This is a genomic window from Thiohalobacter thiocyanaticus (assembly GCF_003932505.1).
Lineage (GTDB): Bacteria > Pseudomonadota > Gammaproteobacteria > Thiohalobacterales > Thiohalobacteraceae > Thiohalobacter > Thiohalobacter thiocyanaticus.
Genome location: NZ_QZMU01000001.1, coordinates 2,244,175 through 2,259,812, shown reverse-complemented (window position 1 = coordinate 2,259,812; position 15,638 = coordinate 2,244,175). Strand labels below are relative to the sequence as shown.

Here is a 15,638-nt window from a genome sequence, read left to right as displayed (position 1 = left end):
GGGCTTTTGTCAGGTCAAGGGGCTGTAGTGATGCGAGGTAATCCGCAATGACAACGACACGCCTGTTCCTCTACGCGCTGACCGCCCTGCTGCTGAGCGCCTGCGGCGGCGGTGCCCACGTCAGCCGCGACGGCGCTCCCGGCCGCGATGTGGACGTCGCCGGCATCCCCGACGCCGTCCCGCGCCATGAGCCCCGCAGCCGCTACGGCAATCCCAGCTCCTACGAGGTCTTCGGCAAGCGCTATTACGTCATGGAGTCGAGCCACGGCTATGCCGAGCGCGGCCTCGCCTCCTGGTACGGCACCAAGTTCCACGGCCGGCGCACCTCCAGCGGCGAGCCCTACGACATGTACGCCATGACCGCCGCCCACAAGAGCCTGCCACTGCCCACCTATGCCCGGGTGACCAACCTGCGCAACGGCCGCAGCATCGTGGTCAAGATCAATGACCGCGGCCCCTTCCACGAGGGCCGCATCATCGACCTGTCCTACGTGGCAGCAAAAAAGCTCGGCATCGTCGCCACCGGCACCGCGCCGGTGGAGGTCGTCGCCCTCAACCCCGCCCAGTCCGAGCCCCGGCTGCGCAGCGCCAGCGCCGCCCCGCGCCCGGCACTGATGCCGGACTCCGACGGCAGTTCCAGCCTGTATCTGCAGGTGGGCGCCTTCAGCTCCCGCGACAACGCCGAGCGGCTGAGCCACCGGCTGCAGGACATCGACCTGCCCGGCATCGAGATTCAGCAGGGCTACAGCGACCAGAGACCGGTATTCCGCGTGCGCATAGGCCCGCTGGCCAGCGTCGAGGACGCCGACCGCATGGCCGAATCCCTGGCCCGCTTCGGCATCCAGCGGCCCCACGTCGTGGTAGACTAGGGAATCTCTGATCAAGCCTTTTGCGACATCGTCGCAATGGCCCTGTTATCAATGTCTGACCGGATTCGAAACACCCAGCCAATGATTAAACCCGTTCTCCAGCTCGCTCACAGATTCCTGACTGTCTTCCTCCTGCTGGCCTTCCAGGCCACGGCCGCCGCACCCATGCCGGTGCCCAAGGCTCCCGATGTCGGCGCCCGTTCCTACCTGCTCATCGATTACCACAGCGGACAGGTGCTGGCGGAGAAGGACAGTCACAGCCCGGTGGAGCCGGCCAGCATCACCAAGATGATGGCCGTCTATGTGGTGTTCAAGGAGCTCCAGAAGGAAGCCCTGAGCCTGGACGACCAGGTCACGGTCAGCGAGCGTGCCTGGCGCATGCCAGGCTCGCGCATGTTCATCGAGGTCGGCACCCGGGTCAGCGTCGAGGAGCTGCTCAAAGGGGTCATCATTCAGAGCGGCAACGACGCCACCGTCGCCCTGGCCGAGCATATTGCCGGCAGCGAGGCGACCTTTGCCGAGTACATGAACAAGTACGCAGCCGATCTGGGCCTGGAGAACAGCCACTTCATGAACAGCACCGGCCTGCCGGACCCTGAGCACTACATGTCGGCGGCCGACATCGCCAGGGTCGCACGTGCCCTGATCCGCGAGTTCCCGGAATACTACGAGTGGTACTCGCAGAAGAGTTACACCTATAACGAAATCACCCAGAACAACCGCAACAAGCTGCTGTGGCGGGATGCCTCGGTCGACGGCATCAAGACCGGCCATACCGAGGCCGCCGGCTACTGCCTGGTCACCTCCGCCCAGCGCGAGGGCATGCGCCTGATCTCGGTCGTGCTGGGCACGTCCAGCGAGGAGGCGCGCGCCGAGGCCAGCCAGTCCCTGCTCAACTACGCCTTCCGCTTCTTCGAGACCCACAAGCTCTACGACGCCGGCGCCAAACTGGTCGATGCCCGGATCTGGAAGGGCGCCAGCGAAAGCCTGCCCCTCGGGGTTGAGCAGGACCTCTATCTGACCATCCCGCGCGGGCGTTACGACGAACTGCAGGCCAACGTGCAGCGCGCCCCGCGCATCATCGCCCCGGTCGCCGCCGGCGAGTCCCAGGGCAGCCTGGTCATCAATCTCGACGGCGCAACACTCACCGAGGTGCCACTGGTCGCACTGCAGTCGGTGGACGAGGGATCCTTCTGGCAGCGGACGGTGGACGAGGTGCTGCTGTATTTCGAGTGAAACCAAGGCGATTCCCGATCAGTTTTCACTTCGTCATTCCGGCGCAGGCCGGGATGACAGTCTAAGCCAAAGATTCCTCACCGGATCCAACCATGTCCACTGTCTTTCTCAACGGCGAATTCCTGCCCTCCGATCAGGCCCGCGTCTCGGTCATGGATCGCGGCTTTCTGTTCGGTGACGGCGTCTATGAGGTGATCCCGGCCTATGGCGGGCACCTGTTCCGCCTGCTGCCGCACCTGCAGCGCCTGACCGACAGCCTGCGCGCGGTACGCATTCCCGATCCCTACACCGAAACCCAGTGGAGCGGCATCCTGGAGGAACTGATCGGCGAAAACCCGGGTACAGACCAGTCCGTATACCTGCAGGTGACGCGCGGCGTCATGGACCGGCGCGACCATGCCTTTCCCCTGGGCCTCGAACCGACCGTGTTCGCCATGAGCAACCCGATTCCCGACCCCGATCCGGCGCTGGCCGAGCGCGGCATCGCCGCCATCTCCCTGGACGACATCCGCTGGCAGTCCTGTCACATCAAGGCCATCACCCTGCTGCCCAATGTGCTGCTGCGCCAGCAGGCAGTGGAAGCAGGCGCTGCCGAGGCCATCCTGATCCGCGACGGGCACGCCACCGAGGGCGCAGCCAGCAACCTGTTCATCGTCCGCGACGGAACGCTGATCACCCCGCCCAAGGGCCCGCTGCTGCTGCCCGGCATCACCCGTGACCTGGTCATTGAACTGGCCGCCGGCCACGGCGTACCCCACCGCGAGAACGCCATCGGCGAAGCCGAACTGCGGACCGCCGACGAGGTCTGGCTGACCAGTTCCACCAAGGAGATCATGCCCGTCACCACCCTCGACGGCCGGCCCGTGGGCGACGGCCGGCCCGGCCCCCTGTACCGGCGGATGCATGGGCTCTACCGGGAATACAAGCAGGCGGTGCGGGAAGGGCGCGCCGGTTGAAATCGGCCCGTTCGGGATGTCACCACCACTGCGGTACTTGAGCCACGGATGAACACGGATACCATCCCCCGAAACACCAGCCAGTCAACCGACTCACCCCGCCCGGGCATAGGCCAGCCGGTACAGCACCGGCAGCACCACCAGGGTCAACAGGGTCGAGGATATGATGCCGCCGACCACCACCGTGGCCAGGGGACGCTGCACCTCGGCGCCGATGCCGACGTTGAACGCCATCGGCACGAAGCCGAGGCTGGCCACCAGCGCGGTCATCAGCACCGGCCGCAGCCGGCGTCGGGCGCCGTCGCGGATCGCCTGATCCAGCGCCACGCCCTGGCGGCGCAGGTCGCGGATGAAGGACAGCATCACCACGCCATTGAGCACGGCCACACCCGACAGGGCGATGAAGCCCACCGCGGCGGAGATCGACAGCGGCAGATCGCGCAACGCGAGCGCCGCCACGCCGCCGGTCAGCGCCAGGGGCACACCGGTGAACACCAGCGCGGCGTCCCGGGCCGAATTGAAGGCCATGAACAGCAGCCCGAAGATGATCAGCAGGGTCGCCGGCACCACCAGGCTCAACCGTTTCGACGCCGAGATCAGCTGCTCGAAGGTGCCGCCGTAGTCCAGCCAGTAGCCGGCCGGCAGCTGCACCTGCTCGCGCACCGCCGCCTGCACGTCTGCGACGAAACTGCCCAGGTCGCGGCTGCGGACGTTGGCGGTGACGAACACCCGCCGCTTGGCATTCTCGCGGCTGATCTGATTGGGGCCGGTCACGAAACCGATCTCGGCCAGTTCGCCCAGCGGCACGGCCTCGGGCGTACCGGCGGTCACGCCGGTGACATCGGCGTCCCCCACCACCTCAGGACCACTGTCGGCGGGCAGGCGCACCGGCAGCCTTGAGAGCGTGTCCGGATCGGTGCGCAGCTCTTCCGGCAGACGCACCACCAGCGCGAAACGCCGGTCGCCCTCGAAGATCTGCCCGGCCGTGCCACCGCCCATGGCGATGCTCAGGGTGTCCTGCACGTCGGCCACATCCAGTCCGTAATAGGCCAGGCGCTCGCGGTCGGGCGTGACCGTCAGCACCGGCAGGCCATCGACCTGCTCGGTGCGCACATCGGCCGCGCCGGGTACGCCGGCCACCACGCCCTCGATCCGATGCGCCAGATCGGCCAGCGTCTCCAGGTCATCGCCGTAGACCTTGACCGCCAGGTCGGCGCGCACGCCCGAGATCAGCTCGTTGAAGCGCATCTCGATGGGCTGGGTGAACTCGTACTTGTTACCGGGCAGCTCATTCAGCACCCGTTCCATTCCGGCTACAAGATCGGCCTTGGGCCGGCGCGGATCGGGCCACTGCTCGCGCGGCTTGAGAATGACGAAGGTGTCGGCCACGTTCGGTGGCATGGGGTCGGTGGCCACCTCCGGCGTACCGATCTTGGAGAATACCCGCTCGACCTCCTCGAAGCGCCGCAGCCGCGCCTCCAGCGCCTCCTGCATCTCGACGGACTGCTGCAGGCCGGTGCCGGTCACGCGCAGGGCGTGCAGGGCGATGTCGCCCTCGTCCAGCTGCGGCACGAACTCCGCGCCCATGCGGGTGAACTGCAGCCCGGCCAGCAGCACCAGCGCCGCGGCCCCGACCACCACCGGCAGCCGGTGGCGCAGGGCCAGGTTCAGCACCGGCACATAGGCTCGCCCCAGGCCGCGCATCAGACGGTTCTCATCCCCGGCAATGCGCCCGCGCACGAACAGCGCCACGGCCGCCGGCACGAAGGTCAGGGACAGCACCAGGGCCGCGGACAACGCCATGACCACGGTCAGGGCCATGGGGTGGAACATCTTGCCCTCCACGCCGCTGAGGGCAAAGATGGGGACATAGACGATCAGGATGATGATCACCCCGAACACACTGGGCCGGACGACCTCCACCGTGGCCTCGCGCACGATGCGCAGGCGTTCCCTGAGCGCCGGCAGGCTGCCGTGCATGCGCTGGAAGGCCGCCAGGTGCGCCAGGCAGTTCTCCACGATGATCACTGCGCCGTCCACGATCAGGCCGAAATCCAGCGCCCCCAGACTCATCAGGTTGCCCGAGACCCCGGATTCCACCATGCCGGTGACGGTCATGAGCATGGCCAGCGGGATGACCGCCGCCGTGATCAGGGCCGCGCGCCAGTTGCCCAGCAGCAGGAACAGCACCGCGATCACCAGCAGCGCGCCCTCGGCCAGGTTCGTGCGCACCGTGGCGATGGTCCTGTCCACCAGCTCGGTGCGGTTGTAGACCGGCGTGAGCTCCACCCCTTCGGGCAGCGAGGGCCGGATCTCGTCCAGCCGCGCCGCGGCCGCCTCCGCCACCTCGCGGCTGTTCTCGCCCTTGAGCATGAACACGGTCCCCAGCACGATCTCCTCGCCGTTGCCGGTGGCCGCGCCGGTGCGCAGCGGACTGCCAGGCCGCACCTGTGCGATTTCGCCCAGGGGGATGGGTACACCGTTACGCTTGGCCACGGTGATGCCGCGGATCTCGTCCATATCAGAGAGCAACCCCGGCGAACGGATCAGGTATTGCGCACCGAAGCGCTCGATGTAGCCGGCGCCGGCATTGCGGTTGTTGCGCGCCAGCGCGGCCATGACATCCTGCAGGGTCAGGTCATGGGCCAGCAGCCGCTCCGGGTCAGGCAGGACATGAAACTCCCTGGTGTAGCCGCCGACGGTATTGACCTCGACCACGCCCGGCGTCAGGCGCAGCTGCGGCCGCACGATCCAGTCCTGGTAGGTGCGCAGGTCCATCGGCGTGTGGTCATAGCCCGGCCGGTTGGACACCGTGTACATCAGGATCTCGCCCAGCCCGGTGGCGATGGGCCCCATGGCCGGCTCCAGCCCGGGAGGGAGCTTGGCCTTGACCTCGGCCAGGCGCTCGTTGATGAGCTGACGCGCCCAGTAAATGTCGGTGCCCTCCGCGAACACCACGGTGACCTGCGACAGGCCGTAACGCGACAGCGAGCGGGTGTAGTTCAGTCGCGGCAGCCCGGCCATGGCGGTCTCCACCACGAAGGTGATGCGCTGCTCGGCCTCCAGCGGCGTATAGCCCGGCGCCTCGGTGTTGATCTGGACCTGGACATTGGTGATGTCCGGCACCGCGTCGATGGGCAGCTGCTGGTAGTTATGAATGCCGAGCGTGGCCAGCGCGACAACCGCGATCAGGACCAGCCAGCGCTGGCGCAGGGAAAGGGCAACGATATGGTTCAACATGACCCGCCCCTCAGTGCGCGTGCGCCGCGCCGGACTTCTCGATGTCCGCCTTGATCAGGTAGCTGTTGTCGACCACGTAGTGCGTGCCCGGCGCCAGTCCGCCGAGCACCTCGACCCAGCCGCCGCCGCGCCGGCCCAGTTCGAGCATGCGCACCTCGTAGGTCTCGCCGACGCGGGCATAGACCACGTCGAAGTCACGGAACCGCTGCAGCGCGGATTCGCGTACCGCCAGTGCCGCCTCGGCTGCGGCCACGGTAACCTCGCCGCGGACGAACTCACCCGGCCGCAGGCGCCCGTCCGGGTTGGGCAGCACCACCCGGGCGACAACGCTCTGGCTGGCGTGGGCGGCCAGCGGCGAGACCCAGTCGATCACACCCTCGGCCTGACTGCCGTCCAGGGTCTCGACCCTGACCGGCTGCCCCGCACGGACCCGCCCCAGGGCGCGGCCGAACAGATCCAGCTCCACCCACACCTCGGACAGGTCCGCGATCACGAACAGCGGTTCATCACCGGTGTTCCCGCCCGGCTGGGCATCGCGGCGGACGATGAGCCCGGCGATCGGCGCCTTCAGCGCATAGGTCTGCAGGCTTTCATGGCTCTGGATTTGAGCCAGCACCTCGCCCTGCCCGACTGCATCGCCCAGTCCGGCCTCGATCGACTGCAGCTGGCCGGCGTAGCGCGGCCGCACCCGTGCCAGGCGGTCGGGATCGGTCCGCACCCGGCCGGTCAGCGAGAGCACCTCCGGGATGGTCTGCGGGCCGACCGCCCGGGTGACGATGTCCATCTCCTCGGCCAGTCCGGCCGGGATGCGGGTCCGGCCCTCATGGCTGGCGTACTGCCAGTGATACTGTTCCCCGGCGATACGCGCGTTTACCTCCACGTCGAAGGAATGCGGCTCGGCGACGGTCTCGCGGCTGCGCAGGTAGTCGTCCTGCGGCGCGAAGCTGTAGTACTCGATCGCCTCGCCCAGGCGGGTGAGCCAGACTTCGACCGTCATGTCCTCCGGCGCCACCGGCTGCCCCTCGTGCCAGGCATGCACATGAAACCGTGCCGGCACGCCCTGTTCGAACACGCTCAGCTCGAGCTGCGTTTTGCCGGCCTGCAGCAGACGGCCGCCGTGCGGGCCATGCTCGACCTGCGTTTCGTGCGCATGCGGGTCCGCCTCAGCATGGCCGTGACCATGCGCATTCCCGGCTTCACTCGCGGGCCGCGCCGGATCATGCTGAACCAGCCAGACCGCCGCCGCGCCCGTCAGCCCGAGGATTAAGACGACAAGGATCAGGGTTCGCATCAGGATTGCCCTCCAGTGACAGGCCCGGCACCGATCAGGCGATCGAGCTCGATGCGGGACAGGTGGTAATCGGTCGCGGCCGCCAGCGCCTCCCGGCGCAGCTCCACCAGGATGCGGCGGACCTGGGTCAGATCCAGCAGCGAATAACGGCCCTGGGCATAGCCCCTGGTGTAGTCCTCCAGCACCTGCTCGGCGGCGGGGATGATGTCACTCCGCAACCGCAGCGCCCGGCCGCGCGCCTGCATGAGCTGGCGGTGGATGGCATACAGGGTGGCCCGCAGCTCCAGGCGCCGGCTTTCCTGCTGCAGCGGTTCCAGGCGCGCCCGGGCGTCCGCCTCCTGCGTGTAGGGTTCGGCCCGCCGCCGGCTGCCCAGCGGGATACTGGCCGAGAACATCAGCGCGGCCTCGTCGCCCTCGCCCAGATAGCGCACGCCGCCCCCGAGCTCGACGTCGGGCCGGGCGCGCGCCCCCGCCAGCCGCTGCCGGGTCTCGGCCAGCCGCGCGCGGGTGGCAAAGCGGGCGAGTTCCGGGTTGCGCTGCAATTGCGCGGCATAGTCTTCGAACGGCGCCGGTTCCGCCAGCCGGAACAGCCCGGCCTCGGCGCGGGTGAAGTCCGGCCTGTCCGCCCCCCACTGGGCGGCCAGGTGGACCCGGGCGCTGTCAAGTTCGCCCTGCGCCTGCACCAGCGCCAGTTCGGCACGATCCACGGCAATGCCGGCGCGGGCCAGTTCAGCGTCGGGGCTGCGCCCGGCCGTCACCCGCCGGCGCGCCGATTCCCGGTTGGCGCGCACCAGCTCGAGCTCATCCCGTGCCAGCCGCACCTGCTGCTGCAGCGCGACCACCTCCACGAACCGCCGCGCCGCCGAGGCCAGCACATCCAGTCGGCGGGCATCCTGTTCGCTGCGCAGCAGCCCGAGCCGCGACTCCGCCAGTCCGGCCCGCAGTCCGGGCTTGCCGCCCGTTTCCAGTACCCGGGCAAGGCTCAGGGTGGCCTCGGGTCGCTTCACGCCCTCGAAAGGCCCTGTCCCCAGGATGTTCTCCAGCTCCAGGCCCAGCCGCCAGGGCGTGGACTGGCCGGCCTGGCGCACACGGGCACCGGCGGCACGGGCCTCGATCTCAAAGGCCTGCAGCTGCGGGTTGTGCTCCAGCACCCGGACGATCACCTGTTCCAGCACCAGTCCCGGGGCGTCATCCGCCGCCACGGCGGAGACCGCTGCAGCGGCCAGCAGGCTGGCACCCAGTGCGGGCGCGACAATGAAGGGTTGCATCGATCTGACTCCGTTCGCCGGGCCTGACCGGTCCGGCACACCAGGGCGACGGCCGGCATCATCCGGGCCGTCGGGCGACTACGACAGAAGCGGGATCAGGAACGCGGTGGCGCGCGCAGGGGAGGTATCAGATCGGCGGGATGGGAATGAGGAGGTGCATGCGACTGTACCGGAAAACGGACCGGTCGCGACCACAGTCGCGGCAGCAGCAGGAACAGCGCCAACAGCAGGGCCGCTGGTGCCAGCGGATCCATCAGCTTCTTGGCCAGGGTGTTCTGATCGAGGTCGATCACATGCCGGTGTTCGTGCCCGTGCTCGGTGGAATCGAGCGAGAAATGGGCATGTACGCCATGCTCTGCTGCATGCGCATGCCCCGGCCCGGGGTGATAGACATGCAGGTGCGCGGGCAGCAGCGACAGGCACAGAAAGGCGCCGATCATGCACAGAATGATCAGTGGGTGTCTGCGTGCCATGTGCCGCCAGTAATGCATACCGCAACTCAGGTTACCGAGCATGTACCCCCGAAACAAGGCCGCGCAGGCTGTGGATGCATTCAGCCGCGGATGAACCCGGATATACGAATTCAGGGAGACCGCAAGTCGGAATAAGGGCCGCCAGGCCCGTTTCCGGCATAACACGGATTGCCGGGAACGCTGCGCTTGTCCCGGCCTGCGAACTGAAAACCCGGGCGGTTTCACGATATACTCCCGGACATGGATTCCGACGACGAAACCCTGCTGGAATTCCCCTGCGATTTCCCCATCAAGGCCATGGGCGCCTACACCGAGGAGTTCGAAGGCCTGGTGGTCAGCCTGGTGCGCCGGCACGCGCCGGACCTGGGCGAGGGCGCGGTGCGCACCCAGGCCTCGGCCAGGGGCAACTATCTCTCCGTCACCGTCACGGTGCGCGCCACCAGCAAGGACCAGCTGGATGCCATCTACCGGGAGCTGACCGCGGCCGAAGAAATCGTGATGGTGTTGTGAGTGCCAATGACCGCCTGATCGTGCGCGACCTGGGCCTGCGCGACTATGAGCCGGTCTGGCGGGCGATGCAGGCATTCACGGCCAACCGCGGCCCGGACACCCCCGACGAACTCTGGCTGGTCCAGCACCCGCCCGTGTTCACCCTCGGCCAGGCAGCGAAGCCCGAGCACCTGCTCGCCCCCGGCGACATCCCGGTGGTGCAGATCGATCGCGGCGGCCAGGTGACCTACCACGGCCCGGGGCAACTGGTCGCCTACCTGCTGGCCGACATCCGCCGTCGCGGGCTGGGCGTACAGGCACTGGTGCGCAAGCTGGAACAGGCCATCATCGAGGTGCTGGCCGGCTACGGCGTCCATGCCTGGGCCGACCGCGCCGCCCCCGGGGTGTATGTGGAAGGTGGCAAGATCGCCGCCCTGGGTCTGCGCATCAAGCACGGCGGCAGCTACCACGGCCTGGCCTTCAACATCGACATGGACCTGGAACCCTTTTCCCGCATCAATCCCTGCGGCCACCCCGGCATGGCCGTTACTCAGCTGAAAAACCTGGGGATTTCCCATGATATTACCCGGGTGAACGCCGACCTGGTCTCGCAAATCACCCGCCAGTTGGGCTACACTGGTACGTCTGCGAATCAGCCACAACCCTCAGAAAACGGGGATACCTGAAGTTTTTCTCCCCGTACATCAGGTAGTTATCAGATGAACGAAACTCCGATCAAGCGCCAGCGCGGCGCCGACAAGACGGCCCGCATCCCGATCAAGATCGAGCCGACCGAGAAGCCGCTGCGCAAGCCCGGATGGATCCGCGCCAAATCCCCGGCCGGCCCCGAGGTCCAACGGCTCAAGCGGGTACTGCGTGACAACCGCCTCTACACCGTGTGCGAGGAGGCCTCCTGCCCCAACCTGGGCGAGTGCTTCGGCCACGGCACGGCGACCTTCATGATCATGGGCGACATCTGCACCCGGCGCTGCCCCTTCTGCGACGTCTCCCACGGCAGGCCCGATCCTCTTGACGCCGAGGAGCCGATCAACCTGGCGCGCACCATCCAGGCCATGGGCCTGAACTATGTGGTCATCACCTCGGTCGACCGCGACGACCTGCGCGACGGTGGCGCCGGCCACTTCGTCACCTGCATCGAAACGGTGCGTGAGCACAACCCGAAGACCACGATCGAGGTCCTGGTGCCGGACTTCCGCGGCCGCATGGACCGGGCGCTGGACATCTTCACCCAGGCCCCGCCCGACGTGTTCAACCACAATCTGGAAACCGTGCCGCGGCTGTACAAAAAGGCACGCCCCGGCGCCGACTACCAGTGGTCGCTGGATCTGCTGAAGAAATTCAAGGCCCTCCACCCGCAGGTGCCTACCAAGTCCGGCCTGATGCTGGGCCTGGGCGAGGAGCTCGACGAGGTCGTCGAGGTCATGCGCGACCTGCGCGCCCACGACTGCGGCATGCTCACCCTGGGCCAGTACCTGCAGCCCAGTCTGCACCACCTGCCGGTGGACCGTTTCGTCACCCCGGAGGAGTTCGACCGGCTGGGCGACATCGCCCGCGAGCTGGGCTTTGCCCAGGTCGCCAGCGGGCCGATGGTGCGCTCCTCCTACCACGCTGACCAGCAGGCCGCTGGCACCTTCGGGAAATGAGCGTCGGGCGGTGTCTCCATTACGGATGAACCCGGCTTGTTCCTGTCATTCCAGTGACATACCGGTGTCGAACCGTTCGCGCATGCTCCCATCCCAACGGCTGTCCTGCAGCCGCTAGTACAGGCAATCCCCGCCCGGGCTTCCTGTGGCCTCGACCAGGAACACCATGAGGCTGACGGAATGTACCGAACGCATGCTGGAATTGCGACCCGGCGAACGCTTCCCCTCTCTGCTGTCTGCGTCTATCCTATGGAAAACAACCAATAACGGGCAAGGAGAACCAACATGCTCGCATCAGCCCTGCAAAAAATCCTGGCGCCGGCCCTGTTTCTGAGTCTCGCCGCGACCCCGGTCGCCGGTGGCGAAACGAGTGCGGAGGCACTGAAACAACAAATCCAGCAACGTTCGCAGAACATCAAGGAATTCCGTGCCCTGCTGAACGACCCCGATCAGACGGTGCGACTCGCCGCCCTGGATACGATGCTCAAATCCGACGACGTCGCCATGCGCGAACTCGCCTATGGCGTCTGCTTCAACAGCGCCGATCAGGCCATGCGCGTCATCTGTCTTAAAAATCGCTTCGGTGATCTCAGGACGGTCGTCATCAGCATCAAGGGCATCGACAATCCCACTGAGAATCAGGAGAAGGTGCTCAACGAGTGGAACGGGACCTACAGTTTCGAAGTCAGTGATTATGACGAAAAGACCGGGCAGTTCACTACCACGGGTACATATGTTCAGGGCAAGGGGCAGGTCACCGGCACGGGGATAGAATTCTCGCAGCAGTATTGCAACGGCGGCTTTCAGCTGGTCGATGGCGGCACAATGGAAGGCGAACTCGGCTGCAGGAGCAGATGGGCCGGGACGTATCGCGGAAGCATACGCCTGCAATAAAACGAGATCATTGCAGTGCCGGAATCTCGATCCCGGACAACCCGATGGCTTCGGTATCGCCCCAGTGCGAATAGATGCGCAGCATGATCCGGCGCGCCCGCACCGGCGCGAATTCCACCAGCTTGTCAGCCTCGTTCTTGAAATAGGATCCGCTCCTGACCGGAATCCATCCCCCGGTGTCGGCGTTGCTGACCAGTATCTCGAAATCGCGCGGCAGCCGGGTCTTCGGCTCCACCCCGTTGCCCACCAGTCGCAGCGCACTCACGACATGCGCCTTGTCACCGGGCAGCGCGACAACCAGCTCAATGGGAAAGCCCTCCGGACGGACCAACCAGATCGTCTCCGTCTCCCTGGGATCGACGAGGTTGGCCGCCCTGTATTCCGCACTCAATGGGGGAGCACTCCATTCCACCACTTCACCGGCCATGTTCGACCCACTGCCCGTGTCGACCGTGGATTTTTCCTCCTCCCGGACGACCGAGGCCGGCAGACCAAAAAACGGCCGCAGGATTTCAATCGCCCGATCATAACGCAGGGCACGGCCTTCCCCTGTCTCCGGGTCCACTGACATCAGAATGCCGATGGGCTGCTGGTCCGCCAGCACCAGGCTCCCGCTCAGGCCCTTGAACAGTTGATCGTCCATGGAACGCGGACGCAGGCGCAGGTAGATGAGACCCACATCGGTGAGGGTGACGCTGCGCCGGCTGATACTGCCGTCCCCGTTCACCGAGGTCACGACACCGGAGTCAGCAGTGGCGAGCAGCTGGCCCAGCGCCGGAACCGCGGTCAGCGCCCCACCGCACTGCCGGGTCAGTTCACCGCTCGCGCGCAGGATCGAGAGATCGTAGCCGAAGGTCTGCAGCAGATCACCATCGCCCTGCGGCGCACCTGGCGATCCGCCGACCAGTGTCGCGAACAGTTCGTCGGCGATCACGTGCTTCGGCGTCACGGCATAACACTCACCAAGGCGGCTCATCAGCAGCGCCTGGCCGTGCTCGCCCGCGCGAAGGTAGGCCTGCGCGGGACCGGCGGCGAGGGCCCTCCCCGCAATGCAGATCATGACCAGCGCCAGACAGGCAGGGAGATCAAATCGAGTCTTCATTTCGGATTCTCTTCTTCCCGGGTCAATGCCGCCTGTTCGCCGGGCCGGGCCTCGGGCCGCAGCGCTGCGCGACCGCGGTCATCCGGCTCGACCTCGGCCCCGGACTCTTTTTCGTGCTTTCCGGTATTGCCGCCGATCAACACGCCGCATTTCGACAGCACTTCGAACAGCAGCGCCACCAGGGCGATGATCGCGGTGGAAGCCGCCAGCAGCGGGTCATGCAGGAAGCGCGCCCAGTGCGGGGCATGAATATGATAGCCGGCGCTGCCCAGTCGCTCGACCTGCACATAATCCGCCTGACCGTGCGCCACCAGCGTAAGCGCGTTGACCGGCTCCGAAAAACCCTCCATCGCCTCGGCGCGCACAAACCCGCTCACCACCGCCGGCTCCGGCTCGACGGAACCATACGGCGCCTTGTTCCAGAGCTGCACGCGATCGCCTGTATCCAGCGCCTCTCCGCCCGCGACGTAATGGGTCTTTCCCAACAACTGCTCCTCCACTACGCTGACGGTTCCGTTCAGCATGATACTGTCCACGCCCGCCGCGACGTCATCGCCGACGGCGAGCGTGCCACGGAACGGGAACACCAGTGGCCGCCCTGCGACCTCAACCAACAGCAAGGCCCAGTCACCGAGGCTGATGCGGCTGCTATCCGCCAGTTCTACACGCCCTGCGGTTGTTCCGGCATCCGCGGTCAACTGGATGCGAAGCTGGCCAACGCCATGGCGCTGCAGGCGCACGCGGGTCCCCGGCTCAACCACCAGCAGCGACTGATCCGCCAGGTTGCGGCTCGCGGCGACATCCGCAAAGGGATCCTCGATCAGACGTGCCGGGCCCAGCGTCCATTCCGATAGCAGCGGGTCGGTGATCCTGAAGGCGGCCACCTCGGTCGAGGCATCGACGGTGAAAATGTTTTCCCGCTCTACGATCACCAGATATGCCACCAAAGCGACAATGGCAATGCCCAGAAGGGCCGCCAGAAGCCGCCCCACCGGCGCCTCCCCGCTCGACCATCGCGCCCAGCGCGACGCCTTCCTGGGTCTGGCCGAGACAGCGTCGTCTGAGCGCATCTCCATTCAGTTCAGCGAGGGCAGCAGGAGAGTGAATTCCGTGGGCGGCAGCATCCTCTCGTAACGGCGCCGGAGAACCCTGACATCGAGGCTCTGGTGCAAAGGAGTCAGCTCCACCAGGTCTATCCGGCACACTGTATCGAAGCCGGTGCGCCTGCCCTGCTCGATTTTCCGGCAGCGGCTGGGTCGGCGATGTTCGTCAACATTACTCACAGAAATATAGGTATCGGCCCGCCCGGAATTAATGAAGATACTGATACTGGGCGCGCGCTCCTCCGATGGCTGCACGCCGGACAATAACAGCGTATCCACTCCGCCGGAACCGCATTCCCCTGCGGTTCCCAGTATCGCCAGTTCTCCGAAATCGAGACCGTGCAGGAATGCCTCATGGCGGGAAGGATATTCAAGAGCCACCCGGGTGGCATCGATGCGTTCGGGAAGCGTGAAGGTATTCTCGGACCAGTAGCGCCCATCGCGCGACATCACCTGGATGCAGACACTGCCGCCAGCGTATGAGGGCGGTGGCATCAGATTCAAGGCATTGACCGAGGTAGAGCCCGTTACCAGTACGCCGGCGACAACCCGACCGCTCACCGGCGCCTCGTCCTGAAAAAGCTCATTGAACGGACGCTGTGCGAGCTGCGCAACCGGCGTCTCGGCGAAGACCACCCCGACATGCGATGCCGCCAGCCAGGCAGCCGCGGCGATAGAAACGACCGGGTTCCACATGGCAACCCCCTGCAATGAATCCCCCTACACGAGGAAAGTATAGTGCACCTGGAATCGCCTGGAAATCCAGCAGGCCGCAGCGGGGACGGCGTCTATACAACAGATCCGGCGCCGGGCCGGGAGCAGCAATGGCACGGAAAATCCCGATTCAATCAATCCCTTTCGTCTGCTGGCGCCACCCTGACCACGCCCATGCAGCATGCTAATCTTTCAGTGACTGACGCAACAACACGCATCACCTGACGCCACTTGACGGATATCGATCCCCGCAGACCGCAATCGTCCTCAACGATCAACGACTCATCTGGCCCTCGTTGCTGCATCGGTTTTCATGGCGACCTGCCACGCCTGTCAGCC

General features: G+C 66.3%; 15 protein-coding genes. 8 read left to right on the top strand and 7 right to left on the bottom strand.

The window, feature by feature from the left end:
• The first annotated feature begins 47 nt into the window (after positions 1-47).
• The 3 genes from D6C00_RS10650 to D6C00_RS10640 all read left to right on the top strand — a co-directional run bounded on the left by D6C00_RS10650 (position 48) and on the right by D6C00_RS10640 (position 3,061).
• Positions 48-869: a septal ring lytic transglycosylase RlpA family protein gene (locus tag D6C00_RS10650; RefSeq protein ID WP_125181707.1), complete on the top strand. Its 822-nt coding sequence runs from the start codon at positions 48-50 to the stop codon at positions 867-869.
• 81 nt (positions 870-950) lie between these two features.
• Positions 951-2,105 (top strand): D-alanyl-D-alanine carboxypeptidase family protein, encoded by a 1,155-nt coding sequence (locus D6C00_RS10645; RefSeq protein WP_125181706.1) that lies wholly within the window; start codon positions 951-953, stop codon positions 2,103-2,105.
• Between the two features lie 92 nt (positions 2,106-2,197).
• On the top strand, positions 2,198-3,061 hold the full coding sequence (locus D6C00_RS10640) for a D-amino acid aminotransferase (protein ID WP_125181705.1): 864 nt from the start codon (positions 2,198-2,200) through the stop codon (positions 3,059-3,061).
• A 93-nt stretch (positions 3,062-3,154) separates the two neighbouring features.
• Here D6C00_RS10640 and D6C00_RS10635 read toward each other — a convergent pair whose 3' ends face one another.
• Positions 3,155-6,301 carry an efflux RND transporter permease subunit gene (locus D6C00_RS10635; RefSeq protein WP_125181704.1) on the bottom strand — a complete coding sequence of 1,049 codons (3,147 nt, stop codon included), beginning with the start codon at positions 6,299-6,301 and terminating at the stop codon, positions 3,155-3,157.
• 10 nt (positions 6,302-6,311) lie between these two features.
• Complete coding sequence (locus D6C00_RS10630) at positions 6,312-7,373, bottom strand: efflux RND transporter periplasmic adaptor subunit (RefSeq protein WP_125181703.1); 1,062 nt, start codon at positions 7,371-7,373, stop codon at positions 6,312-6,314.
• Here D6C00_RS10630 and D6C00_RS10625 point away from each other — a divergent pair.
• Positions 7,341-7,568, top strand: coding sequence for a hypothetical protein (locus D6C00_RS10625; RefSeq protein ID WP_125181702.1), 228 nt, complete (start codon positions 7,341-7,343; stop codon positions 7,566-7,568). The genes D6C00_RS10630 and D6C00_RS10625 overlap by 33 nt on opposite strands.
• Before the next feature lie 23 nt (positions 7,569-7,591).
• Here D6C00_RS10625 and D6C00_RS10620 read toward each other — a convergent pair whose 3' ends face one another.
• Positions 7,592-8,860 (bottom strand): TolC family protein, encoded by a 1,269-nt coding sequence (locus D6C00_RS10620; RefSeq protein ID WP_125181701.1) that lies wholly within the window; start codon positions 8,858-8,860, stop codon positions 7,592-7,594.
• 95 nt (positions 8,861-8,955) lie between these two features.
• Positions 8,956-9,333, bottom strand: coding sequence for a hypothetical protein (locus tag D6C00_RS10615; RefSeq protein WP_125181700.1), 378 nt, complete (start codon positions 9,331-9,333; stop codon positions 8,956-8,958).
• A 240-nt stretch (positions 9,334-9,573) separates the two neighbouring features.
• Between D6C00_RS10615 and D6C00_RS16125 the strand changes: the two genes are divergently transcribed.
• The 4 genes from D6C00_RS16125 to D6C00_RS10595 all read left to right on the top strand — a co-directional run bounded on the left by D6C00_RS16125 (position 9,574) and on the right by D6C00_RS10595 (position 12,380).
• A complete protein-coding gene (locus D6C00_RS16125; RefSeq protein ID WP_125181699.1) occupies positions 9,574-9,843 on the top strand; it encodes a YbeD family protein in 270 nt (89 codons plus the stop codon).
• The gene (gene lipB, locus D6C00_RS16120; RefSeq protein ID WP_125181698.1) at positions 9,840-10,508 is read left to right on the top strand and encodes a lipoyl(octanoyl) transferase LipB; all 669 of its coding nucleotides are present in this window, start codon (positions 9,840-9,842) and stop codon (positions 10,506-10,508) included. Before D6C00_RS16125 ends, lipB begins: the two co-directional genes overlap by 4 nt.
• 33 nt (positions 10,509-10,541) lie before the next feature.
• Complete coding sequence (gene lipA / locus D6C00_RS10600; protein WP_125181697.1) at positions 10,542-11,486, top strand: lipoyl synthase; 945 nt, start codon at positions 10,542-10,544, stop codon at positions 11,484-11,486.
• A 285-nt stretch (positions 11,487-11,771) separates the two neighbouring features.
• Positions 11,772-12,380 (top strand): hypothetical protein, encoded by a 609-nt coding sequence (locus D6C00_RS10595; protein WP_125181696.1) that lies wholly within the window; start codon positions 11,772-11,774, stop codon positions 12,378-12,380.
• Positions 12,381-12,387: 7 nt separating this feature from the next.
• Here the strand turns inward: D6C00_RS10595 and D6C00_RS10590 are convergent, their stop codons facing one another.
• From D6C00_RS10590 to D6C00_RS10580, 3 genes are read right to left on the bottom strand one after another with little or no spacing between them, the layout of a single operon-like run.
• Positions 12,388-13,482: a hypothetical protein gene (locus D6C00_RS10590; protein WP_125181695.1), complete on the bottom strand. Its 1,095-nt coding sequence runs from the start codon at positions 13,480-13,482 to the stop codon at positions 12,388-12,390.
• Complete coding sequence (locus tag D6C00_RS10585) at positions 13,479-14,558, bottom strand: hypothetical protein (RefSeq protein WP_125181694.1); 1,080 nt, start codon at positions 14,556-14,558, stop codon at positions 13,479-13,481. The genes D6C00_RS10590 and D6C00_RS10585 overlap by 4 nt, the downstream gene beginning before the upstream one ends.
• Positions 14,559-15,281 carry a hypothetical protein gene (locus tag D6C00_RS10580; RefSeq protein WP_125181693.1) on the bottom strand — a complete coding sequence of 241 codons (723 nt, stop codon included), beginning with the start codon at positions 15,279-15,281 and terminating at the stop codon, positions 14,559-14,561.
• Between the last annotated feature and the right edge of the window lie 357 nt (positions 15,282-15,638).